The sequence below is a fragment of the Pseudomonas quebecensis genome, assembly GCF_026410085.1.
Taxonomy (GTDB): domain Bacteria; phylum Pseudomonadota; class Gammaproteobacteria; order Pseudomonadales; family Pseudomonadaceae; genus Aquipseudomonas; species Aquipseudomonas quebecensis.
The window spans coordinates 3,190,178-3,213,208 of the sequence record NZ_CP112866.1 but is presented as its reverse complement, the minus strand read 5'-3'; the positions used below and the strand labels follow the sequence as shown (position 1 = coordinate 3,213,208).

General features: G+C 60.1%; 22 protein-coding genes and 1 pseudogene. 10 read left to right on the top strand and 13 right to left on the bottom strand.

The window, feature by feature from the left end; all coding sequences use genetic code 11:
* Window positions 1-12: 12 nt before the first annotated feature.
* Window positions 13-1,224: a serine/threonine transporter SstT gene (sstT, locus tag OSC50_RS14885; protein ID WP_266248776.1), complete on the bottom strand. Its 1,212-nt coding sequence runs from the start codon at window positions 1,222-1,224 to the stop codon at window positions 13-15.
* Window positions 1,225-1,363: 139 nt separating this feature from the next.
* Entirely contained in the window at window positions 1,364-2,266 is a 903-nt protein-coding gene (gene nhaR, locus OSC50_RS14880) for a transcriptional activator NhaR (RefSeq protein ID WP_266248778.1), read from the bottom strand.
* Window positions 2,267-2,401: 135 nt separating this feature from the next.
* Here nhaR and OSC50_RS14875 point away from each other — a divergent pair, with 135 nt between their 5' ends.
* The 4 genes from OSC50_RS14875 to mnmH all read left to right on the top strand — a co-directional run bounded on the left by OSC50_RS14875 (window position 2,402) and on the right by mnmH (window position 5,663).
* On the top strand, window positions 2,402-2,653 hold the full coding sequence (locus OSC50_RS14875; protein WP_181081397.1) for a hypothetical protein: 252 nt from the start codon (window positions 2,402-2,404) through the stop codon (window positions 2,651-2,653).
* A gap of 28 nt (window positions 2,654-2,681) precedes the next feature.
* Window positions 2,682-3,431, top strand: a complete 750-nt coding sequence (locus tag OSC50_RS14870) for a TerC family protein (RefSeq protein ID WP_266248780.1) — start codon at window positions 2,682-2,684, stop codon at window positions 3,429-3,431.
* Between the two features lie 94 nt (window positions 3,432-3,525).
* Complete coding sequence (gene selD, locus OSC50_RS14865; protein WP_181081399.1) at window positions 3,526-4,560, top strand: selenide, water dikinase SelD; 1,035 nt, start codon at window positions 3,526-3,528, stop codon at window positions 4,558-4,560.
* Window positions 4,560-5,663 carry a tRNA 2-selenouridine(34) synthase MnmH gene (gene mnmH / locus OSC50_RS14860; protein WP_253506430.1) on the top strand — a complete coding sequence of 368 codons (1,104 nt, stop codon included), beginning with the start codon at window positions 4,560-4,562 and terminating at the stop codon, window positions 5,661-5,663. The genes selD and mnmH overlap by 1 nt, the downstream gene beginning before the upstream one ends.
* Before the next feature lie 83 nt (window positions 5,664-5,746).
* Here mnmH and OSC50_RS14855 read toward each other — a convergent pair whose 3' ends face one another.
* Window positions 5,747-6,802, bottom strand: coding sequence for a permease (locus OSC50_RS14855; protein ID WP_266248784.1), 1,056 nt, complete (start codon window positions 6,800-6,802; stop codon window positions 5,747-5,749).
* 44 nt (window positions 6,803-6,846) lie between these two features.
* Window positions 6,847-7,548: a histidine phosphatase family protein gene (locus tag OSC50_RS14850; RefSeq protein WP_253506436.1), complete on the bottom strand. Its 702-nt coding sequence runs from the start codon at window positions 7,546-7,548 to the stop codon at window positions 6,847-6,849.
* 255 nt (window positions 7,549-7,803) lie between these two features.
* On the opposite strand from OSC50_RS14850, the gene OSC50_RS14845 reads away from it, so the two are divergent.
* From OSC50_RS14845 to hemB, 3 genes are all read left to right on the top strand, one after another.
* Window positions 7,804-8,502 carry a glutathione S-transferase N-terminal domain-containing protein gene (locus OSC50_RS14845; protein WP_181081403.1) on the top strand — a complete coding sequence of 233 codons (699 nt, stop codon included), beginning with the start codon at window positions 7,804-7,806 and terminating at the stop codon, window positions 8,500-8,502.
* Between the two features lie 3 nt (window positions 8,503-8,505).
* Window positions 8,506-9,348 (top strand): PhzF family phenazine biosynthesis protein, encoded by an 843-nt coding sequence (locus OSC50_RS14840; protein WP_266248786.1) that lies wholly within the window; start codon window positions 8,506-8,508, stop codon window positions 9,346-9,348.
* A gap of 117 nt (window positions 9,349-9,465) precedes the next feature.
* Entirely contained in the window at window positions 9,466-10,440 is a 975-nt protein-coding gene (hemB, locus tag OSC50_RS14835) for a porphobilinogen synthase (RefSeq protein ID WP_181081405.1), read from the top strand.
* 144 nt (window positions 10,441-10,584) lie between these two features.
* On the opposite strand, the gene OSC50_RS14830 is transcribed toward hemB, so the two are convergent.
* The 3 genes and pseudogenes from OSC50_RS14830 to OSC50_RS26025 form a co-directional block, all read right to left on the bottom strand.
* Window positions 10,585-10,887 (bottom strand): contact-dependent growth inhibition system immunity protein, encoded by a 303-nt coding sequence (locus OSC50_RS14830; RefSeq protein WP_266248788.1) that lies wholly within the window; start codon window positions 10,885-10,887, stop codon window positions 10,585-10,587.
* The gene (locus tag OSC50_RS26030; RefSeq protein ID WP_253506442.1) at window positions 10,884-11,216 is read right to left on the bottom strand and encodes an RNase A-like domain-containing protein; all 333 of its coding nucleotides are present in this window, start codon (window positions 11,214-11,216) and stop codon (window positions 10,884-10,886) included. The genes OSC50_RS14830 and OSC50_RS26030 overlap by 4 nt, the downstream gene beginning before the upstream one ends.
* Window positions 11,217-11,369: 153 nt before the next feature.
* Window positions 11,370-11,486, bottom strand: a pseudogene (locus OSC50_RS26025) (RHS repeat-associated core domain-containing protein); the annotation flags it as partial.
* Between OSC50_RS26025 and OSC50_RS14820 the strand changes: the two are divergent.
* Window positions 11,430-11,561: a hypothetical protein gene (locus tag OSC50_RS14820; RefSeq protein ID WP_266248789.1), complete on the top strand. Its 132-nt coding sequence runs from the start codon at window positions 11,430-11,432 to the stop codon at window positions 11,559-11,561. The pseudogene OSC50_RS26025 and the gene OSC50_RS14820 overlap by 57 nt on opposite strands.
* Window positions 11,562-11,695: 134 nt before the next feature.
* Here the strand turns inward: OSC50_RS14820 and OSC50_RS14815 are convergent, their stop codons facing one another.
* Both OSC50_RS14815 and OSC50_RS14810 read right to left on the bottom strand, forming a co-directional pair.
* A complete protein-coding gene (locus tag OSC50_RS14815) occupies window positions 11,696-12,337 on the bottom strand; it encodes a hypothetical protein (RefSeq protein WP_266248790.1) in 642 nt (213 codons plus the stop codon).
* 2 nt (window positions 12,338-12,339) lie between these two features.
* Window positions 12,340-17,031, bottom strand: coding sequence for an RHS repeat-associated core domain-containing protein (locus OSC50_RS14810; RefSeq protein WP_266248791.1), 4,692 nt, complete (start codon window positions 17,029-17,031; stop codon window positions 12,340-12,342).
* A gap of 249 nt (window positions 17,032-17,280) precedes the next feature.
* Here OSC50_RS14810 and OSC50_RS14805 point away from each other — a divergent pair, with 249 nt between their 5' ends.
* The gene (locus OSC50_RS14805; protein WP_266248792.1) at window positions 17,281-18,366 is read left to right on the top strand and encodes a DUF1615 domain-containing protein; all 1,086 of its coding nucleotides are present in this window, start codon (window positions 17,281-17,283) and stop codon (window positions 18,364-18,366) included.
* Between the two features lie 21 nt (window positions 18,367-18,387).
* Here OSC50_RS14805 and OSC50_RS14800 read toward each other — a convergent pair whose 3' ends face one another.
* The 4 genes from OSC50_RS14800 to OSC50_RS14785 all read right to left on the bottom strand — a co-directional run bounded on the left by OSC50_RS14800 (window position 18,388) and on the right by OSC50_RS14785 (window position 21,965).
* Window positions 18,388-19,188, bottom strand: a complete 801-nt coding sequence (locus OSC50_RS14800) for a DUF4349 domain-containing protein (RefSeq protein WP_266248793.1) — start codon at window positions 19,186-19,188, stop codon at window positions 18,388-18,390.
* A gap of 191 nt (window positions 19,189-19,379) precedes the next feature.
* Window positions 19,380-20,561, bottom strand: coding sequence for an acetyl-CoA C-acetyltransferase (locus OSC50_RS14795; protein WP_253506453.1), 1,182 nt, complete (start codon window positions 20,559-20,561; stop codon window positions 19,380-19,382).
* 11 nt (window positions 20,562-20,572) lie between these two features.
* Window positions 20,573-21,232 carry a CoA transferase subunit B gene (locus tag OSC50_RS14790; RefSeq protein WP_034097206.1) on the bottom strand — a complete coding sequence of 220 codons (660 nt, stop codon included), beginning with the start codon at window positions 21,230-21,232 and terminating at the stop codon, window positions 20,573-20,575.
* A 34-nt stretch (window positions 21,233-21,266) separates the two neighbouring features.
* A complete protein-coding gene (locus tag OSC50_RS14785; RefSeq protein WP_034097208.1) occupies window positions 21,267-21,965 on the bottom strand; it encodes a CoA transferase subunit A in 699 nt (232 codons plus the stop codon).
* 133 nt (window positions 21,966-22,098) lie between these two features.
* Between OSC50_RS14785 and OSC50_RS14780 the strand changes: the two genes are divergently transcribed.
* The gene (locus tag OSC50_RS14780; RefSeq protein ID WP_266248796.1) at window positions 22,099-23,001 is read left to right on the top strand and encodes a LysR family transcriptional regulator; all 903 of its coding nucleotides are present in this window, start codon (window positions 22,099-22,101) and stop codon (window positions 22,999-23,001) included.
* Window positions 23,002-23,031: the final 30 nt, after the last annotated feature.

The following is a 23,031-nucleotide window of genomic DNA, read 5'->3' as shown; positions in this document are numbered from 1 at the left end:
ACGGCAGGTCGGTTATCTTTGTTTGTCCAGACACGCAGCCGCGGTGAACAGCACATCGGTGGACGAATTCAGCGCGGTCTCAGCCGAATCCTGCAGCACACCGATGATGAAACCTACGGCCACCACCTGCATGGCGATCTCACTCGGAATGCCGAACAGGCTGCACGCCAGGGGAATCAGCAACAAAGAACCGCCGGCCACGCCCGAGGCGCCGCAGGCGCAAATAGCCGCGACCACACTGAGCAACACGGCGGTCGGCAGGTCGACACTGATGCCCAGGGTGTGCACGGCGGCCAGGGTCAGCACGGTGATGGTAATCGCGGCGCCGGCCATGTTGATGGTAGCGCCCAGCGGGATCGACACCGAGTAGGTGTCTTCATGCAGGCCCAGCCGCTCGCTCAACGCGAGGTTGACCGGGATGTTCGCCGCCGAGCTGCGGGTGAAGAATGCGGTGATGCCGCTTTCGCGCAGGCACAGCAGCACCAGCGGATACGGATTGCGCCGCAGCTTCCAGAACACGATGGCCGGGTTGACCACCAGCGCCACAAACAGCATGCAGCCGATCAGCACCATCAGCAGGTGCGCGTAGCCGAGCAGGGCACCGAAACCGGAGGTGGCCAGGGTCGAGGCCACCAGGCCGAAGATACCCAGCGGGGCGAAGCGAATCACCACGCGCACGATCAACGTCACGCCGTTGGAGAGGTCATCGAGCACGGTGCGGGTGGTTTCGCCGGCATGCCGGATGGCCACGCCCATGCCGATGGCCCAGGCCAGGATGCCGATGAAGTTGGCGTTCATCAGCGCACTCACCGGGTTGTCCACCACGCTCAACAGCAGGCTTTGCAGCACTTCGCCGATGCCGCCGGGTGCGCTCACGGTGGCGTCATGGGTGGCGAGCACCAACGATGACGGGAACCACATGCTGGCAATCACCGCGACCACGGCAGCAGCAAACGTGCCCAGCAAATACAGGAACAGGATCGGCTTGATATGGGTTTCCTGGCCGTGCTTGTGGTTGGCAATCGAGGCCATCACCAGCACAAACACCAGGATCGGCGCCACGGCCTTGAGCGCAGTCACAAACACTTTGCCGATAAACCCGGTGGCTTTGGCCGCCTCCGGCAGCAGCAAAGCCAGGAGAATGCCGGCGATCAAACCGATGACGATTTGCGTGACCAGGCTGACGCGGGTCAGGCGTTGAAGAAGGGAAGGGGCAGCAGTCATAAGCAGGTTGTCTCTGGTTTTTTTAAGTGCGCAGCCCAGCAATCAGAAAGGGCTGTAGGAAGCAGGTCGCGGAGTCTAGCATGCCGTGGCCCGCGCTCCGGCGGCTGTGGCATCGGGTCGCCGGGGTTCGCCTGGGCCGTCAGAGCAGGGCGGTAAACAATTCGCGCCGTGCGCCTTCGGTAATCGCCACGATGCCGGGGTGCTTGACCTTGCGCTCCACCGAGATGGCGTAGAACGACTCGGTGACTGCGTCGGTCTGGCCAATCAGCGCTACGCCGTACTGGCGCACCACCTCGTCGGCAATCACGCTGGGGGCGATGAAAATCCCGCTGCCGGACTGACCAAACGCCTGCATCAAGGCGCTGTCGTCGAACTCGCCGATGATCTTCGGCTGGATCTGCTGCTCGGCGAACCAGCGCTGCAAGCGGCTGCGGACCACGGTTTCCGCGCCGGGGATGAGCAGCGGTGCGCCGTGCAGGCAGTGTGGGAATGTTCCGGCGTGCCGATCGGCCAATTCCTGGGTGGCGAAAAAACTGATGCCGCATTCTCCCAGTTTCTGGCTGTAGCCTTTGATATCCAGATGCGTGGGCATGGGGCTGTCGGAAATCACCAGGTCCAGGCGCTGGATCGCCAGGTCCGCCAGCAGCCGTTCGAGCTTGTCCTCGCGGCAAGTAATGCGCAGCGGCTCGCTCAATTCCATGGTGGGTGCGATCAGCCGGTAGACGATGGACTTGGGCACCACATCCGCCACCCCGACGCGGAACACAATCTGCTGCTCCTTGGGCTGCGCGCGCAGCATGGCCTCCAGTTCATTGCCGGTCTGAAACATCTGCTCGGCGTAGGGCAACGCCTGGCGGCCGGCCTCGGTCAGTTCGAGCTGACGGCCGACCCGCTGAAACAGCGCGATACCGAAGGTTTGCTCGAGCAGGCTGAGCTGGCCGCTGATGGTCTGCGGCGTCAGGTTCAGCTGCTCGCAGGCGCGCACGATGCTGCCGGTCTTGGCCACAACCCAGAAGTAGTGCAGTTGTCGGTAATTGAGCATGGTCAGCCGTCACTTCGTAAAAGTCGAAGTATATGCCAGAAAAATACGAATTTTCCTGAACTGTTCGTCTGCATAGAATGCGTCGCTATCGCGGGGCCACTAGTAGAGCCTCAATGTTCTAACGAGGGATACAGCATGACACTCAAATCTTTCGGCGCGGCCTCGTTGCTTGCGCTTTCATTGGTGGTGGTCAGCGGTTGTGATCAGGTCGAAAAAAGCGCGCAGCAAGTGATCGGCAAGGCCTCGGAATCGGCCAAGCAGGCAATTGATGACACCCAGAAAGCCGCTGAGCAGGCGCTGAGTGAAGCCACCCAAGGCCTGATCACCCCTCGCCAGAAGGACGATCAGGCCGATAAAGAGGCTGAATCGAACAATCAAGAAACTTAATTCTCCAGCACACCACCAGGACTGACCTATGGATTACCTTGTACAACTGGCCGCCAGCCCCACCGCGTGGATTGCCCTGGCGACTCTGATCGTGATGGAAATCGTGCTGGGCATCGATAACCTGATCTTTATTTCGATCCTCACCAATAAATTGCCGGAAAAACACCGGGCCAAGGCGCGGCGCATCGGCATCAGCATGGCGCTGGTCCTGCGCCTGGGCCTATTGAGCACCATCGCCTTCATCGTGCAGCTCACCGCGCCGGTGTTCGAAGTATTCGGCCAGGCGTTCTCCTGGAAGGACATGATCCTGATCGCCGGTGGCCTGTTCCTCGTGTGGAAGGCCACCACCGAGATCCATCACAGCATGGACCCTGAGCCCGAAGAGAAAGAGAGCACCGGTAACGCCGTGAGCATCGGCTTTGCTGCGGCCATCGGGCAGATCCTGTTGCTGGACCTGGTGTTTTCCATCGACAGCATCATCACGGCCGTGGGCATGACCGAGCACTTGCCGATCATGATCATTGCCGTGGTGACCTCGGTGATTGTGATGCTGGTCGCGGCCGAACCGCTGGCCAAGTTCATCAACGACAACCCGACCGTGGTGATGCTGGCCCTGGGCTTCCTGATCATGATCGGCATGACCCTGATCGCCGAAGGCTTTGGCGCCCATGTGCCCAAAGGCTACGTGTACGCGGCCATGGCATTCTCGGCGGCCATTGAGTGCCTGAACATCGCCCGGCGCAACCGCCACAAGCGTTTGCTCGCCGCGCGCCGGTAAACCCTGAAACAAACCGGCCGGCTGCGCTCATAAGAGCCCAGCCGGCCTTTTGCTGTCTGCTAGAATCGGCGCACTTGATAGCTTGAGGTCCAGCATGAACGAGCCGATTCGCCTTACCCAGTACAGCCACGGCGCGGGTTGTGGCTGCAAGATTTCGCCCCAGGTTTTGGAAGTGATCCTCGCCGGCAGCGGCGCACAGAACCTCGACCCCAACCTGTGGGTGGGCAATGCCTCGCGGGACGACGCGGCGGTGTATGCCATCGACGACGAGCGCGGCGTGGTCTCCACTACCGACTTTTTCATGCCGATCGTCGACGATCCCTTCGATTTCGGCCGGATTGCCGCCACAAACGCCATCAGCGACATCTACGCCATGGGCGGCGATCCATTGATGGCCATTGCGATCCTGGGCTGGCCGGTAAATGTGCTGGCACCGGAAGTGGCCCGTGAAGTCATCCGCGGCGGCCGCTCGGTGTGCGATGCTGCGGGCATCCCCCTGGCGGGCGGGCATTCGATTGACGCGCCGGAGCCTATTTTCGGCCTGGCCGTGACCGGTATCGTGCAAAAGCGCCATATGAAGCGCAACGATACCGCCACCGCCGGCTGCAAGCTCTACCTGACCAAGCCCTTGGGCATCGGCATCCTTACCACGGCCGAGAAGAAGGGCAAGTTGCGCGAGGCCGATATCGGCCTGGCTCGCGACTGGATGTGTACCCTCAACAAGCCCGGCAGTCGCTTCGGTAAATTGGCCGGCGTCACGGCCATGACCGATGTCACCGGTTTCGGTCTGCTGGGGCATCTGGTGGAAATGGCGGACGGCAGCGGCCTGACGGCACGCATCGAATACGCCAAGGTCCCACGCCTGCCGGGGATTGAGGACTACCTTGAGCAGGGCTGTATGCCCGGCGGCACTTTGCGCAATTTCGACAGCTATGCCAGCAAGCTCGGACGTCTGCAGGAATTGCACAAGCGCGTGCTGTGCGACCCGCAGACCAGCGGCGGCCTGCTGATCGCGGTCACCCCTGAAGGCGACGCCCAATTCCACGCCGTGGCCGCTGAACTGGGCCTGAGCCTGGCGCCCATCGGTGAACTGGTCGAGCGACAGACCCACGCGGTAGAGGTGGCTTGATGGCAACTGACGTCACCGACTATCGCAGCATTTTCCTCAACGACCGGCCGATGATGGATACCCGTGCGCCGGTCGAGTTCGTCAAAGGCGCCTTCCCCGGCGTGGTCAACCTGCCGCTGATGACCGATGACGAACGCCAGCGTGTCGGCACCTGCTACAAGCAGCAAGGCCAGCAGGCCGCCATTGTCCTGGGGCATGAACTGGTGTCCGGGGCGATCAAGGCCGAGCGCATCGAACGCTGGGCACAGTTCGCCCAGGCTCACCCTGATGGCTATCTGTATTGCTTTCGTGGCGGGCTGCGCTCGCAGATCGTGCAACAGTGGCTCAAGACGGAGGCCGGTATCGACTACCCCCGCGTCGGCGGCGGCTACAAGGCCATGCGCACGTTTTTGCTCGATACCCTGGAACACGCCACCCAACAGTGTGATTTCGTGCTGCTTGGCGGCATGACCGGCACCGGCAAGACCGAAGTCCTCGGCCACTTGCGCAATGCCCTGGACCTGGAAGGCCACGCCAACCATCGCGGTTCCAGCTTCGGCAAGCGCGCCACGGCGCAACCGTCCAATATCGACTTCGAAAACCGCCTGGCCGTGGACCTGCTGAAAAAACGCGCGGCCGGCATCGAGCAGTTTGTGGTCGAGGACGAAAGCCGCATGATCGGCAGCTGCGCGCTGCCATTGCCATTGCACAAAGGCATGCAGACGTTTCCGATGGTGTGGCTGGAAGACAGCCTTGAAGGGCGCGTCGAACGCATCCTGCGCGATTACGTGGTCGACCTGTGTGCCGAGTTCATCGCCACGTTTGGCGAACAGGGCCAGGCGTTGTTCGGCGAGCGGCTGACCCAGAGCCTGGCCAATATCCACAAGCGCCTGGGCGGCGAACGGTTCCAACGCTTGCAGGTGATCCTGCAGGACGCCCTGGCCGAACAGGCGCGCAGCGGCGCCGTGGACCTGCACCGGGGCTGGATCGAAGGCCTGCTGCGTGAGTACTACGACCCGATGTACGCTTTCCAGCGCGAAAGCAAAGGCGCCCGCATCGAGTTCGCGGGCGAGCAGGGCGCCGTGGTGGAGTATTTGCGCGAGCGGAGTACGCGGCGCGAGTGAGGGCGATACCGGGGCCTATCGCGCTGCGTTGCCTGTGGCAGGGGGCTTGCCCCCGATAGCGCCCTCAGCCCCCCACCGCGTGTTTAAAGCACCACCACCGCAATCAACCCGCACACCACGCCCATCAGCATGGTCAGCCCGGCTACCGTCACCAGCACCCGCGCGTCGAAATCCTTGCGTAGCATCAGCAGCGACGGCAGGCTCACGCTCGGCAACGTCATCAACAAGGCCACGGCCAGGCCGGTGCCCATGCCCAGGGTCATCATGGTTTGTACGATAGGGATCTCGGCCGCCGTAGGAATCACGAACAATGTGCCGACGATCGCCAGCGGCACCAGCCACACCAGGCTGTTGGCCATGGCCCCGTCCACATGAGGGAACAGCCATACCCGCGCGGCACCGAGGATCAGCACAGCCAGGATGTACACCGGAATGGTGCTCCAGAACAACTGCCACAACGTCCGCATCCAGCGGCTGAAAAAGGGTTGGGCTTCGACCTGGCTCACATCGGCCACCGCTTCCAGCGCGGCGTCCGGCACCTGATCGGGGCGGGCGATGCGCTGGGCTACCAGCGACACGCCCACCACCAGCACAATACCCGCCACCAGGCGCAGCGCGGTAAACCCCCAGCCCAGCACAAAGCCCATGAACACCAGGGTCGCCGGGTTCAGCACCGGGTTGGCAATCCAGAACGCCAGCGCCGCGCCCACCGACACTTGTTGCCGGCGCATGCTCGCCGCCACCGGCGCCGCGCAGCAGCTGCACATCATCCCCGGCAAGGCAAACAGACCGCCGCGTACGGTTGAGCCCAACCCGGCCCGACCGAACAGGCGCAGCAACCAGTCACGCGGGATCAGCACCTGCAGCAGCGAGCCGAGAATCACCGCCAGCACGGCGGCTTTCCAGATCGCCAGGAAATACACCTGGGCGTAGGCCAGCGCCGCCGCCAGGGGCGAGCTTTGCTGATCATTGAGAATCGAGGCGCCGATGCTGTGGTTGTCGGCGGCCACAAACGCCTTCACATAGTAGGGCGACCACTTTACGTAGTAGAGGCCGACACAGGCCACCAGCAGGAACAGCGCCGGTTTCCACCAGAACGACCAGCCCCGGACGGGCTGGGTGGAGAGAAGGTTGGACATGGGGATGATCCGCAGATGAGACGATAGCCGCGCATCATACGCTGTCAGCTGTCGGCGCTCACCTGTGTCGGTTCCGGGCAAGTCTGATCGCCGTCGTTCAGGCCCTGCTGGTAGTTGCGGCTCAACAGCGAAGCCTTGCCGTTGTGCCAGGTCAGCGTCAGCACGTAGAGAGTGTCGTAGTCGCTGCCGGACCAATCGTCGGTGATGGTGTGTTTCTCGCCCGACGCCTCACTCGCCACCTTGTTGATCAACTCCGGCAGATAGCCATGGGACCAGGCGGTGTAGATGGTGGCGTTGTGGTATTTGTCTTCGACCAACTCATCGGCCAGGTCGCTGGTGTCATTGGCCGAGAAGTTGATGTTGACCGGCAGGCCGAGCTTGATGGCGCTGGGGCTGATGGTCATCAGGGGACGAATGTAGCTGTAGGAATTGTCCCGCTCGCCTTCCTCGACATTGCGCGTTGGGTTGGGAGCGAACACAAAATTGGCCGGGCCGAATTTTTCCGGCAACACGGTAGCCAGGTTCATCGCGCGGTTCAAACCCTGGCAGTTGAGTTGGCCCAGGCCGCCGGCAGGTTTTTCGCCATGGCGCAGGAACACCAGGGTCTGTACGCCGTCCACCGGCTGGGCGCGACTTTGCGGCGCATCGAGGATGGCTAACGTTGCGCCGCTGACCAGCAGCAGCGGCAACATCATGTAGGAATAGCGTTTGAGTCGTTGCACAAGGCGTAAAGGCTTGATCGTCATCAGTAGGTTCGAGTCTTCATGCGTCGCGTTAAGGCGGACAAGCCTGGCCCCAGTGACGCCGTTTGCGTCCTGCGGTGTTCCCTGTCGATATAGCCAGGTGCCTCCATTCACCGTGTGAGCGCTTTTAAGAGTGCAGCGGGGCGCATTGGTTCTCCTCGGCGGGATAATAGCCAGACGATGTTGCGCATTGATGACCCATGCACGACTGCGCGGGGATGACTATCATGGGGGCTTTCCGTCCCTGGGGCCGTCCCGATGAATGCACTTGCCGCTTTCCCGATCAACAGCAAATGGCCTGCCCGGCACCCTGAACGTCTGCAACTGTATTCGTTGCCTACGCCCAATGGCGTCAAAGTCTCGATCATGCTCGAAGAGCTGGGCCTGCCGTATGAAGCGCACAAGGTCAGTTTCGAGACTCAGGACCAACTGTCTCCCGAATTCCTGTCCCTGAACCCCAACAACAAGATCCCCGCGATCATCGACCCCAACGGCCCCGGCGGTCAGCCGCTGGCGTTGTTCGAGTCGGGGGCGATCCTGATTTACCTGGCGGAAAAAACCAGCCAGTTGCTCGCCGAAGACCCGGCCACCCGTTATGAAACGATTCAATGGCTGATGTTCCAGATGGGCGGCATCGGGCCGATGTTCGGTCAATTGGGGTTCTTCAACAAATTCGCCGGTAAGGACTACGAAGACAAACGCCCTCGGGACCGCTACGCCGCCGAGTCGCGGCGCCTGCTGCAGGTGCTGGAGAAACGCCTGCTGGGCCGCACCTGGATCATGGGCGACGACTACAGCATCGCCGATATCGCCACCTTCCCCTGGATTCGTAACCTGATCGGCTTTTATGAATCCGGCGATCTGGTCGCAATTGCGGACTTCCCCAACGTCCTGCGTGCGCTCGACGGTTTTGTCGCCCGCCCGGCCGTGATCCGTGGCCTGAATATTCCGAGCTGATCCATGCCGACTTTCGATTTCAAACAACTGGATGTATTCAGCAGCGTATCGCTCAAGGGCAACCCGCTGGCCGTCGTCCTCGGTGCCGACAGCCTCAGCGACCCACAGATGGCCGACTTCGCCAAGTGGACGAACCTCAGTGAAACCACGTTTTTGCTGACTCCGCGCGATCCTCGTGCTGACTACCGGGTGAGGATTTTTACGACGTTGCAGGAGTTGCCCTTCGCCGGTCATCCGACCCTGGGCAGTTGCCAGGCGTGGCTCCAGGCCGGAGGCAGGCCCAGGGGCGAGGAGATTATCCAGGAGTGTGAAATCGGCCTGGTGCGTATCCGTCGCCAAGGCGCCGAGCTGGCATTTATTGCGCCGCCATTGTTACGGTCAGGCACCGTGGACGCGACGCTGCTTGAGCGGGTACGCCTGGGGTTGGGGCTGCCGCCGGACAGCATCGTGCGCAGCCAGTGGGTCGACAATGGCGCAGGGTGGCTTGCGGTCATGCTGGCTGATCGTGACCAGGTCCTGGCGTTGCAGCCGGACTATTCACAGCTATTGGGGTTGGCCGTCGGCGTGATCGCCCCCTGCGACCCGGCGCGCGACGATGTGGACGCGCAGTTCGAGGTGCGTGCCTTTGTCGCAGGCGATGGCGCCCAGGAAGATCCGGCCACCGGCAGCCTGAATGCCGGCGTTGCACAATGGCTGCTCGGCGAAGGGCTTGCGCCGCCGTGCTACATCGTCAGTCAAGGCACTGCCATGGGGCGCGCGGGGCGCATCCGGGTTGAGCGTCAAGGCGATGAAATCTGGGTCGGCGGCGCCGTCGCCGTGTGCATCGAAGGGCGTCTACAGCTCTAGATCAATACATTATTGCGTGCCTCGCAATACACTGTTCGCCCCTTGGCGTTTGTGCTGCCGGGGCCAAGGGGCATAAGCTTTCGCCCCAAAGATTTCTGCCATTTTTTCAGGAAAGCCATGACCAGCCAGTTCCCCCAAGCCCGCCCACGCCGCCTGCGCCGCTCCCCGGAGCTGCGTGGTCTGTTCCAGGAAACCGAATTCACCCTCAACGATCTGGTGCTGCCGATTTTCGTCGAGGAAGAAATCGACGACTTCGTGCCGATCACCAGCATGCCGGGTGTGCAGCGCATCCCTGAGAAGAAACTGGCCGGCGAGATCGAGCGATTTGCCCGTGCCGGGATCAAGTCGGTGATGACCTTCGGCGTGTCCCACCACCTGGACGCCAGCGGCAGCGACACCTGGAAAGAGCGTGGCCTGGTCTCGCGCATGTCCTCGATCATCAAGGACGCTGTGCCGGAAATGGTGGTGATGTCCGACACCTGCTTCTGCGAATACACCGACCACGGCCACTGCGGCGTGATGCACGGTGCCCACGTCGACAACGACGCGACCCTGGTCAACCTGGGCAAACAAGCCGTGGCCGCCGCCCGTGCCGGTGCCGACGTGATTGCACCCTCGGCCGCCATGGACGGTCAGGTCCAGGCCATCCGCCGCGCCCTCGACGACGCCGGCTTCACCCACATCCCGATCATGGCGTACTCCACCAAATTCGCCTCGGCCCTCTACGGCCCATTCCGCGAAGCCGGTGGCAGCGCACTCAAGGGCGACCGCAAAAGCTACCAGATGAACCCCATGAACCGCCGCGAAGCGGTGCGCGAATCGCTGCTCGACGAACAGGAAGGCGCCGACGCGCTGATGGTCAAACCGGCGGGTGCCTACCTCGACATCATCCGCGACATCCGTGAAGCCTCGCGCCTGCCGGTGGCGGCGTATCAGGTGAGCGGTGAATACGCGATGATCAAGTTTGGGGCTCAGGCGGGGGCGATTGATGAGGATCGGGTCGTGCGCGAAACGTTAGGGTCGATCAAACGTGCGGGGGCGGATTTGATTTTTACGTACTTTGCGATGGATTTGGCGTTGGCGGGGATCTGAAGGCAACGCGAAACCTTTGTGGTGAGCAGGCTTGCCCTGCGCTGGGCTGCGTAGCAGCCCATGACTTGGAAATAGAAGACTGATTTATTTAACGGTAAATAATATTGGCAACGTTAAATAATATTTATATTGGGTGCGCTATTTTTAAGTTTCGTCATTACTCAATACTAACGCAACATGTTTTAACCATGTTTTGCCATCGCTCCATTCGTTGAGGTAATAGTAGTAGCAACCCATCTCTGAGAATAAAAAATCTTCAAGTTCTTGCTCGGTTTTCTCGGTGGAAATCAGCCTTTCCAGTTCTCGTTGCACTATCGTTTTTGTCTCTTCAGAAGAATCAGAGATAAAGTAATTAATTACTTCATCCGCGCTTTTGTGATCATCAACCCAATCTTGATTGAAGTATCCAGCGAGAAATTGCTGTAGCTCAGGATAGTCTTGGTTCATGGATTCGGATAGCCTGTGTGAATACGGTAGCCATTGGGCATGGTTTCGTCTCTTCGAATAATTAAGTAAATCTCTTTTCCTGGAACAGGTGTTGTAGTGTTCTTTTTAAAACTGGTACCTATCGGTTCTTTGGAGTTCTGAATGATGAGCAGTTGGTTGTTGCTTTCTTTGAGAAAGTTTTTAATTTTATTTTTATTCTCGTTAATAACATTTGATATGGCGAGTTCCGCTGTGGCCCTATCGTGAAAAGTAGAGGCCGCAGGGATGTTTGGTTCCTGCCTCAAACGGTCAAGCAACTGTTCGTGAGTTCTACCAATATGCTTTTCCATCAGATGTCCTCCTGCGGCCTCATGTGCGGCTAAACCTCCTCCTGGCACTATTACGCTATACGGCCCCTCAGGGCAGTTCGTTTTTTTACAGCTCAGCCCAAGCGGATCCACCCACCCGGTAGGGTTAGGCACATACCGATACCCATTAATCCCACCCGCCAACTTCACCGGGTCCGGTGTGAGGTAACGACCAATATCGGGATTGTAGTAGCGATGGCGGTTGTAGTGCAGGCCGCTTTCTTCGTCGAAGTATTGGCCCTGGAAACGCAGTGGGGTGTCGAGTTTTCCTACGTCGAGGCGGGCGATTTCGCCGTAGGCGCTGTGGAACAGGCTTGCCCTGCGTAGCGAGCAGCTCGCTACCGGTGAATGCGGCTTATCAGCAAGGGCGGTGTTGGTTTATAAGGTCAACTTGAGCGGGTGCGCTTTTTTGCATGTCAGTTACATTCGTATTGGCATGCGTATAAAGCGAAGTGATGGTCTTATTCGTTGTTTATGTAAAAGTGGACATCTTCAATGCCTATTTTTCTAAATCGCATTTTAGAGGCCTCTATAATTTTTTGATTTTCGATGTTTGTATGGTAAATAAGTTGAGCTGCGGCATGTGTTTCAGCTTCGTAAAACCTGCATAACAGTACGTCGGATTGAGATTCCAAGAATGTGCTGATTTTTTCGGCATTAATATGCTTTTCAAATATTGTCATTTTTGACCAGAGGTCTTCAATAGCAATTTCTGTCTTTTGGATGATTAAAATGACGTTGTGCGAGCCTTCAAATATTTGGTTGTCTATTTTTTCGGGGTCGCTAGGGAGGTTTTTGATGGTTGAGTAAATATTACTATTTTCATTTTTTTTAAAAATATCTCGATTTTTAAGTTTTTTGATAGCATCTTTTTTAAATAGATACTCTTCTGTTTTTGAATTAAATTCAGCCGTAAGCGCTGAATGCCATTCTCTTTTAATTGACCAGTTTTCTGACAGCTGCTCTATCACCGAACACCATGATCTCCAGACGCTGTCGAAGTTATGGCTTAATAGTGTCGTAGTGGTGAATTTGGCGTCATTTGTTGGGTGTGCACTTTCCCATGGTCTTACTCCGTGCTCATTTATATATGCGGTCGTCATTTTTATCTCTTGAAGTAAGTGTGTGAATTTTCGCCGATTTTTAACGGTACTTTTATATCGTGCACGGTATTTTTGGTATTGAAATGTGGTCCGTGATTACCTTCGGTATGTCCTAGAGAGTGCTCATGGATTCTAGTGAGGTGGTTTTTCTTCAAGCTGAAGACATACACACGCCCCATGATATGACGATCCTGATCACGGATGAGCTCCCGATATGTATCTATCGGCTGTGTATTTCGAGGTATGCCTCCTATCTCTTTTGCCCTTCTAAAAGCTCCGTTTCTCGACAGATTGGTATCTGAACCTTTGGGAGGCTCTGCATCTTTCTCACTGATCCTGACGTTTTCCGCCGGATCTGCTGCGCGGCTTTTCGGTTTGCATCCATCAGCGCCCGGACACCTACTCAACCCCAAGGGGTCTACCCACCCGGTAGGGTTAGGCACATACCGATACGCATTGATCCCACCCGCTAACTTCACCGGGTCCGGCGTCAGGTAGCGACCAATATCCGGATTGTAGTAGCGATGGCGGTTGTAATGCAGACCGCTTTCTTTGTCGAAGTATTGGCCCTGGAAGCGCAGTGGGTTGTCGAGTTTGCCTACGTCGAGGCGGGCGATTTCGCCGTAGGCGCGGTAGTGGGCGGACCAGACGATATCGCCCTCGGGGGTGGTGAGTTCCTGGGGTGTACCGAGGTGGTCGAGTTGGTAGTGGTAGGGTTTTGTCTCTTTGGGGCCGAAGCCTTCTAAAAGTGCCAACGGCCGAAAGCTGTCGGGTTCGTAGAGGTAACTGCGGTGGCGGTCGGCCTGGTGTTCGGCAATCAGTGTGTCGCCTTGCCAGAAAAATTCGGTGGTGGTGCCATCGACGGTTTTGCTGATGCGCCGCCCAAACGGGTCGTAGCGGTAGCTGGCGGTTTGGCCGTTGGGTTGGGTGATGCCGATCAGCCGATGCTGGCAGTCGTAGCGGTATTCCGTGACGAGTTGATGGCCCTTGCCACGCCGTTCCTGGATCAGGTTGCCGAAGGCGTCGTAGGTGTAGTGGTGGTCGCCCTGGATCATCAGGCGGTTGCCGGCGACGATGTCGGGGCCGGGGCGGTTTTGCATCAGCAGGTTGCCGGCCGGGTTGTGGGCGAAACGTTCCTGTACGTCGTGGGAATGGTCGGCGCGGGTCAGGCGCTGGAGCGGGTCGTAGCGGTAGTGGTGTTCGCCTTTGCGGGTGTCGAGCAGGCGGGTGAGGTTGCCGGCTTGGTCGTAGTCGTATTGGCGCTGGTAGAGCGGATGGGTCTGGTGGGTGACGGCGTGGGCGTGCAGGCGCTGCTGGTCGTCGTAGTGGTAATGGCTGAGCAGTTGGCCTTGTTGGCGCTGATATTCGCGGCCTTTGCTGAACAGGTGTGAGGTCAGCGGTTTGCCGTTGAGTTCGACGGTGGCGAGATGCCCGCCCTTGTCGTGGTTGAACGCCACGCGGTTGTTGTCCGGCAGGCGCAAATGTTTGAGCTGGCCGCAAGCGTCGTAGCCGTAGCGCAGGGTGCCCCAGCCCTGGTGTTCGGCGGTGAGGCGGTTTTGGCGGTCGTACTCGTAGGCCAACGCCCAGTGACCGTCGTTGACGCTGAGGAGATTGCCCTGGCGGTCGTAGGCATATTCAACGACGCTGCCATCGGGCAGGGTTTTTCGTACGAGGCGACCGGCGTGGTCGCGCGCATAACGGGTAATGCGCTGACTGCCGTCGTCGCCGTGTTCGGTCTTTTCCTGCAGGTTGCCGTTGAGGTCGTAGGTGTACGCGGTGCGTTGGCCGTCGAACCCGGTTTCCTGCCGGATCAGGCCGTTGGGGTGGTAGTCGAGTTGGTAGGTTTCGCCGACTTCGTTTTCGATCTCGGTCAGCAATAACCGCACGTTGTCGTAGCGGTAGTTGACCTGAGTGCCATCGGCATTCAGACGACGGCTGATCAGGTGCAGGCCGTCGGCGTAGTCGTAGCGGGTGACGTGGCCGAGTTCGTCGCGTTCGGCGGTGATTTTTCCGTAGGGGTTGTAGCTGTATTCGCGGGTGGCACCGCCCGGTAAAACGATGCGGACTAACCGACCGACACCGTCCCACTGATATTGGGTCAGCGCGCCGAACTCATCCTCGCGCGCCACCTCGCGGCCCAGGTCGTCATAGCGATAGCGCTTGATCCCGCCATTGGGCAGTTGCTCCTCAATGAGCTGAGCGCGTTCATTCCACACCAGCCGATGGCAGCTGTGATCCGGGTACCAAACCCCGGTCAGTTGTCCGTATTTGTTGTAGCTGTAATCCGTGACATGCCCATCGGGATTGATCTTACGAACGACATCGCCCTGGTCATTGCGCTCGTACTTCCAAACCGCCTCACCCCGGCGCACCACGCGTACGAAACCGTTGTCATGCTCGTAGGTTGTTGGCTCATCATCCCCAGGAAACAACGCCACCAAGCGTCCGGCTTCGTCGTACTGATACGCCGTCACCGCCCCCAGCGGGTCCTGCTCGACTGTCAGCCGGCCTTTTTCGTCGTAGGATTTGAAGTGCTGCGCGCCATCGGGATCGATACGTTGCACCAGGCGTGCGCGGTCATCGTGGACATACACTTCCTGGCTGCCATCGGCGTTGTGCACCGTGACCTGGCCGTCATCGCCCCACACATACCGCGTGTCCATCTGCGAGAAGCTGGCCCAATGCCGGATGCATCTCGCCGCCTTGCCGGCCCGTTCCCACGCCCAGAAGAAACTCGCCCCACCGGCCAGGCCGCGCTCAACAATGACGTGCTGATCGTCGTAGCGGTACACCTCGCTTTCACCGACGGCATTGGTCGCCGAAACCAACCGTCCCAGGTCGTCATAGGCGTAGGAAACAACGTTCTGCTCGGTGATCCATTCGTAAGGCTCATGCTCCTTGGCGCGCTGGACCTGGTAGTCCACCGCGACAATGCGCCCAGCCCCATAGCGCAGGAACAGCGAACGCCCGACGCCGTTATCCACCCGCTCGATACGCCCGGAAAAATCCCGGGCAATCCGCAGCCGGTTGTCGTACGCATCACTGATCGAGACCAATGCGCCATCGCGAAAGTGATAAAACCGTGACGCCTGCGCCAGCACCAATTCATCCGGTGATGAGCCTAAATAGATCGCCGCTTCGGCCAAGCTATTGGTGATTGCAGGTCGAGCAACCGTGGGCAAGGGCAGGGTGATCGACCGGTTCTCATGATCCGTCCACACCACTGAGTCGCCGTCGACCACCAGCCGCTGCGCCAGCGAATGACTCCACCCAACCCCCAACCCGACATCCACTTCCACCGCGCTGGTGCGATACAGCCGCGTCCATTCAAACGGCAAAATCCCGTCCAACGTGCCATCGGTCAGGGTCAGCAGTTCCTCCCCGGTGACCATCGACACCGGGCAGCCGTTGGTGACGGTTTTACCCGCAGAAGCCGCCGCATCGCCCTTAGGATTGGTCGCCACGAGCGGCGTGTCGTCTACAGGCTCCTGCCGCACCAACACCGTCCTCTGCGTCTTGTCGCGCGCCGCTATCACCGGGTTGGAAACCCATTGGTCCCCAACCTTCAGCGGCCCCACCGGTGGCGTGTTGATCGCTGTGGCCTGACTGCCGAGCAACACCGGCCTGGCCACCTCGGCGTGCCCCTCGACGCGCACCTTGCCAAACTGCTCGGCCAAATGTTCCAACCACTCGCGCGCGCGCCGCGACTTGATCCCGCCCAGCACCTGCGCGCCCAGGCGAACCACCACGCCCATACCCGCCGTGGTCCAGATCAGCAACAGGTTGATCAGCACCTCGCCGGTGATTTCACCGAGCAGCTCGTTCATATACGGCGGTGGCAGCAGGCGCATCCAACTGACCATCGCCGCCAGGTAAATGAACAACAACGGCTCATCGCTGAGCATCAGCAAGCCCGTCGCAATAGCGTCGGCACCGAGCGCCAGCAACTGGTCAAACTCGGCCTGGGACAGATACCGCAGCCATTGCTCGGCATGGGCCACCGGGTCCGACAGCCACTGGAACAGTTGCTTGAGGCTGTCCCACAGCGAGTACAGCGCTTCGCCAAATCCGCGCGCGTAGGCGGCGTGGAGCGAGAGGTAGCGCTTAAGGAAGTTCGCCTCGGAGTAGCCCTGCCACAGCGGTTCGAAGGTGGCGGACCATTCGCTGCGCAGCCACGCCTCCAGCGGCGTGATGACCGCCTGATAAGAGGCGTACAGCGCCTTGAAATGCGCGGCGGATACATTCGGGTAGAAGTGGATGCGGTAGCGCTGGTTACGCTCGCATTCCTTGACTTCAAGAATGCCGCTGGCCCCGATGGTTTTATGAATCGGCTCGCCCAGCAGCGTGCCGTCTGCATCGACGCGCTGGAGGATTACCGGTGTATTGCCGATGGGTACGAACCGTGAACTCTGGAACCGATGCACCAAGGTCAAGGTGCCGTCGGCCCGGCATGCTGCAACGGTGCTGCTGGGGAACAGCGAGCGGTTGATCGGCGCGACCCGCTCCGCTTCATCTCCGGCCTTGAACACCTGCTCGATATTCAGCGCCGAAAAGCTGAGGACACTCTCGGCCCAGGCGTCGTAACTATTGAGGCATCCGCGAAAATCCCTGAGCACGGACTCGACGTCGCGGGTCTTTGCATCCAGGGCGGCGAGTACCAGAAAGCCAATGGCTTCGCTGGTCGCGCCTATCATGAGGCGGCCCTATCAATCAGGGCCATAACGAAAAAAACCATCTGCAATCCTTCGCACTGTGTGATCAGGCGAGGGACTTTGCAGAGGTTTATGGGGCAGGGGAGTAGAGCTTATCCGGCGCTTGCGTGGGATGTTTCGGCAGCTGTCACATCCGGTCGTAACGGACGAGCCTACCGAACCCACGAACCCTGGTTAGACTTACCTGTCGAAACGTGCAACTCACGGCCCGCCGTCACTCAAGGAATCTTCATGTATTCAAGCCGCCTGATCCTCTGCCTTTTGCCCTTGCTGGTACTGGCGGGTTGCTCCACCGCCCGAGGTCCGCAGCAACCGGAACGCAGCGAAGCCGAGGTCAAGGCGCAGATCGTGCGGTTGCTGCCGGCCAAGGTTACGGACCGCAATGGCTGGGCCCAGGATATCTACACGGCCTTTGATACCCAGAAAATTTACCCGAGCACCGAAAATATCTGCGCGGTGCTGGCGGTGACCGAGCAGGAGTCCACCTTCCAGGTCGACCCGCCGGTGCCCAATATGGGCAAAATCGCCCAGGATGAAATCTTGCGCCGTGCCGGCAAGGTGCATGTGCCGGCCTTTGTGGTGCGCAGCGCATTGCAACTGAATTCGCCCACCGGCAAGAGCTACGCCGAGCGCCTGAGCGCCGCGCGCACGGAGAAAGACCTGAGCGGTATTTTCGATGACTTCATCAGCATGGTGCCGTTGGGCAAGACGCTGTTCGGCGGTTTCAACCCGGTTCACACGGCCGGACCGATGCAGGTGAGCATCGACTTTGCGCAGAAACAGGCGCGGAATTATCCCTACACCGTGGACGGTTCGATCCGACGTGAAGTGTTCACCCGTCGCGGCGGCATGTACTTTGGCATTGCCCATTTGCTGGGCTACCCGGTGAACTATGATCAGCCGCTGTACCGCTTCGCCGACTTTAACGCCGGGTGGTACGCCAGCCGCAATGCGGCGTTCCAGGCGGCGGTCAGTCGGGCTTCGGGGCTCGAACTGGCACTGGATGGGGATTTGATACGCTACGGCTCATTGCTGCCCGGCACCACTGAGCTGGCGGTGCGTTCGTTGGGCGCGAAGCTGGACATGCGCAACCCCAGCATCCGCAGCCAACTGGAGCAAGGTGAACAGTTGGATTTCGAGGAAACCACCCTGTACCAACGTGTGTTTGCGCTTGCCGACAAGGCCGCCGGCAAACCCATGCCGCGCGCGATTCTGCCGGGGATTGTGCTCAAAAGCCCGAAGATCACTCGCAACCTGACCACGGCGTGGTTTGCCAAGCGCGTGGATGAGCGTTATCAGCGCTGCATGAAGCGCTGAGGGCTGGTCATTTCAATCCCGTCAGGTGTTTTTGCGCTTCACCACAACCCGGCGCCACAGCCACACCCACAGCCACACCACCGGGAATGCCAGGATCAAGAACGGCAGCACATAGCTGGCGCGCTCCAGGGCGTCTGCGGTGCCGTCCACCAGGTTAGTGCCCAGGTTGCTGAACATTCGACTCAAGCGTGACGACTGGTTCGCGCCGTCGTAAGAGCGGAAGTTGAGAGTGACGCGGTTGGTGTCCAGGCGGCGCTGCTGGCCGGCGGCAACCTGGGCGAGTGCCTGCAGTTCATTTTCAATGCTCGCCTGTTCCTTGCTCAAGGCGATCAGGTCGCTGACGCTGATGTCCTTGCGCTTGGCCAGTTCATCGAGGCGCTGTTGCTGGGCTTGCAGGCGATCCCGGCGGCGACCTACATCAGCCACCGCGTCGGCCAGATCTTCGGCCGTGGTGACGCGCTGTCCGAGCGTTCCACCTTCGGCGGCCAGCCTGACCATCGGTTCCACACCGGTCGGCGCGATCCGCAGGATGATTGCCCCGCCATTGCCGTCTTCGGTAATGCCGAGGATATTGCAGGCGCCGAACCGTGCCGATTCACAAGCCTCACGGGTGGCCTGCATGCGCGGCGCGAGCAGGGCGCCGGGCAAGGCCAGGGTCAATTCATGTTCGTAGGCCAGTTGTGCCCCGGCCCGGCCTTGTTCGCCATTGATGGCGGCGGCGCGGGAATGCTCCTTGGGCGAGCAGCCGACCAGTACCAGGCCAGCCAGCAGAATCAATAACGGGACGCGAAGCGGGCGAGGGTTGCCGTCCAGATGGCGCATTGCGGTTCCTTGGGGCGGAGACGTTGGCGGCGATTAAAGCGGGTCCGGCGTATTAACGCAAAGCCTTGTGTAAGAGGGCTGACGGTGATGGCTAGGAATACGAAGTTCGCAGTGCCTCACCCATGACCAGCCATGACGATCTAATGTGGGAGGGGCAGCCCCTCCCACACGTGAGCTGCGCTGCGCTTTTATCAGCTGCGTTCGAGCGCCAGGGCTACGCCTTGGCCGCCACCGATGCACAGGGTCGCCAGGCCTTTCCTGGCATCGCGCTTGATCATTTCGTGCAGCAGGGTCACCAGCACACGGCAACCCGAGGCGCCAATCGGGTGGCCGATGGCGATAGCGCCGCCGTTGACGTTGACCTTGTCCGCATCCCACTCCAGCTCCTTGCCCACCGCCAGGGATTGCGCGGCGAAGGCTTCGTTGGCTTCGATCAGATCCAGGTCGCTGAGCTGCCAACCGGCCTTGTCCAGGCAACGGCGGGTGGCCGAGACCGGGCCGATGCCCATGATCGCCGGGTCCACGCCCGCATTGGCGTAGCTGGCGATTCGGGCCAATACCGGCAACCCCAGGGCCTTGGCTTTGTCGGCACTCATCAACAGCACCGCAGCGGCGCCGTCGTTGAGACTGGAGGCGTTGCCCGCCGTAACGCTGCCGTCTTTCTTGAAGGCCGGCTTGAGCTTGGCCAGGGACTCGGCCGTGGTGCCGGCGCGCGGTTGCTCATCCACGGCGAAGGTAATCGGGTCGCCCTTGCGCTGAGGGATCAGGATCGGAGTGATCTCATCGACAAACCGCCCGGCCTCGATGGCGGCAGTGGCCTTTTGCTGCGAGGCGGCGGCAAAGGCGTCCTGGGCTTCGCGGCTGATACCGTATTTGTCCACCAGATTCTCGGCGGTAATGCCCATGTGATAATCGTTGAACGCGTCCCACAGGCCGTCGGTGATCATGCTGTCGATCATCTTGGCGTGGCCCATGCGCAAGCCCGTGCGCGCGGCAGGCAGTACGTAGGGGGCCAGGCTCATGTTCTCCATGCCGCCGGCGATGATGACCTCGGCGTCGCCGCAGCGGATGGCCTGGGCACCGAGATGCAGCGCCTTGAGGCCCGAGCCGCAGACCTTGTTCAAGGTCAGGCTCGGCACCGCGTGGGGCAGGCCGGCGAGTATCGAGGCCTGGCGTGCCGGGTTCTGGCCCGAACCTGCGGTGAGCACTTGGCCGAGGATCACTTCATCGACCTCGGCCGGGTCCAGGCCGGTCTGCTCCAACAGGCGACGGATCACGGCAGCGCCCAGTTCCGGAGCCGGGATGCTGGCCAGCGAACCTTGAAAGCTGCCCACGGCGGTGCGGGTGGCAGCAACAATCACGACGTCTTGCATGGAATCTGTCCTCACTGGAAGTGCATTTCTGGAACGTGGTCCGGGACGATCAGTTTACCGGCGGTCTTGCTCACAATCTCTTCAACGCTGACGCCAGGTGCGCGTTCCTTGAGGACAAAAGCGCCATTTTCGATTTCCAGGTACGCCAGGTCCGTTAGCACGCGCTTGATGCAGTGGGCACCGGTCAGCGGCAGGCTGCAACGATCGAGCAACTTGGATTCACCGTCCTTGGACGCGTGGGTCATGATCACAATGATGTTTTCCGCGCCGGCCACCAGGTCCATGGCGCCGCCCATGCCCTTGACCAGTTTGCCGGGGATCATCCACGACGCGATGTTTCCCTGCACGTCCACTTCAAACGCGCCGAGCACGGTGAGGTCGACATGGCCGCCGCGAATCATCGCGAAGGATTCGGCGGAAGAGAAAATAGACGCACCGATGCGCGCGGTGACGGTCTGTTTGCCGGCGTTGATCATGTCGGCGTCGATGGTGTCTTCGGTCGGAAACGGACCCATGCCGAGCAGGCCGTTTTCCGATTGCAGCATGACTTCCATGCCGTCTGGGATGTAGTTGGCTACCAGGGTCGGAATGCCGATACCGAGGTTGACGTAAAAGCCGTCCTGCATCTCGCGGGCGACGCGCTGGGCCATTTGTTCGCGGGTAAGAGCCATTTTGTGTGTCCTTATTGTTCGGGCTGGAGGCGGATTATTTGCGCACGGTGCGCTGTTCGATGCGCTTCTCGAAGGTGCCGCAGATGATCCGATCGACGTAGATGCCAGGAGTATGGATCTGCGCCGGGTCCAGCTCGCCCGGTTCGACGATTTCCTCGACTTCGACCACGGTGATCTTGCCGGCGGTAGCGGCCAGCGGGTTGAAGTTCTGAGCGGTGTGGCGGTAGATCACGTTACCGAAGTGGTCGGCTTTCCAGCCTTTGACGATGGCGAAGTCGCCGGTGATGGATTCTTCCATCAGGTAAGGACGACCGTTGAACTCGCGGGTTTCCTTGCCTTCGGCCACTGGGGTGCCGACGCCGGTGGCGGTAAAGAACGCCGGGATACCGGCACCGCCTGCGCGCATTTTTTCGGCGAGAGTGCCTTGGGGCGTCAACACCACTTCGATTTCGCCGCTGAGCAACTGCTTCTCGAACAGCGCGTTTTCACCGACGTAGGACGCGATCACTTTGCGAATCTGTTTTTCTTCCAGCAGCACGCCCAGGCCAAAACCGTCGACGCCGCAGTTGTTGGAGACCACGGTCAGCTCACGGGTGCCTTTGCGCTTGATTTCGGCGATGAGATTTTCCGGGATGCCGCACAAGCCGAAGCCGCCGGCGAGTACCGTCATGCCATCTTCCAGGCCTGCCAGCGCCTCTTCATAGGACGCCACGCGTTTATCGAAACCTGCCATATGCACCTCTTTTATTGTTTGTGGGCCAGCCAATGGCCCGAGTGTTGCGCTGATGAATTGATTTGTTAAGTTGTTTTTTAAGGTTGATTGATTTAGAAAACAGCATAGTCGAAGCGTCGCTCGGAGAACCGTCATGACCGTGAAACAGCTGCGTGCCTTCCTCGCCGTGGCACAGAGCCTGAGTTTCGCTGCCGCCTGCGAGCGTCTGCACCTCTCCCAGTCGGCGCTGAGCCTGACCATCAAAGGCCTGGAAGAGGGTTTGGGCGGGCGATTGTTCAGCCGCAATACACGCAACGTGGCGTTGACCCCGGAGGGTGAATCGCTGCTGCCCCTGGCGCGCCGACTGATGGCCGATTGGGATAACGCCGAGGATGAGTTGCGCCAACGCTTCACGTTGCAGCGCGGGCGCGTCACAGTGGCGGCGATGCCGTCGTTTGCTGGCAACCTGTTGCCACCGATCCTGAAGATATTCCGCGCGCGTTACCCACAGGTGAACGTGACGGTGCACGACTTGATCAACGAGCAGGTATTGGAGATGGTGCGCGATCGCCAGGTTGAGCTGGGCGTGGCGTTCGAGCCGTCTGAAGGATCGTCGCTGGCTTTTACTCCGTTGTATCTGGATCGTTTCATTGCGGTCGTGCCGGGGGATTCGCCGCTGGCGCAGTGCGACGAGATCGGTTGGGAAACCTTGCTGGAACACCCCTTCATCACCTTGCAACGGCCGTCCACGGTCCGGGTGATGCTGGAGGAGCATTTGGGTGCGCTACGGATGAAACTGCCGGTCGCACTGGAAAGCCATCAATTGGCGACTGTGGGCAAAATGGTAGCCAGCGGCTTGGGCGTCAGTGCCGTGCCGGCGTTGTGCGCCAGGCAGATGGAGGAGGCCGGCGCGCATTGCATTACCTTGCGTGATCCGGTGATCGAACGACCGATTGGTGTGCTGACCAAGCCAGGGCATGAATTGTCGGCGGCGGCACAAGTGTTGTTCGATATTTTTCGCGATGAGGCGGGCAAGGGCCGATTTCCAACGTTTTGACCCGCGGCGCAAACAAGTGTGGGAGATGGC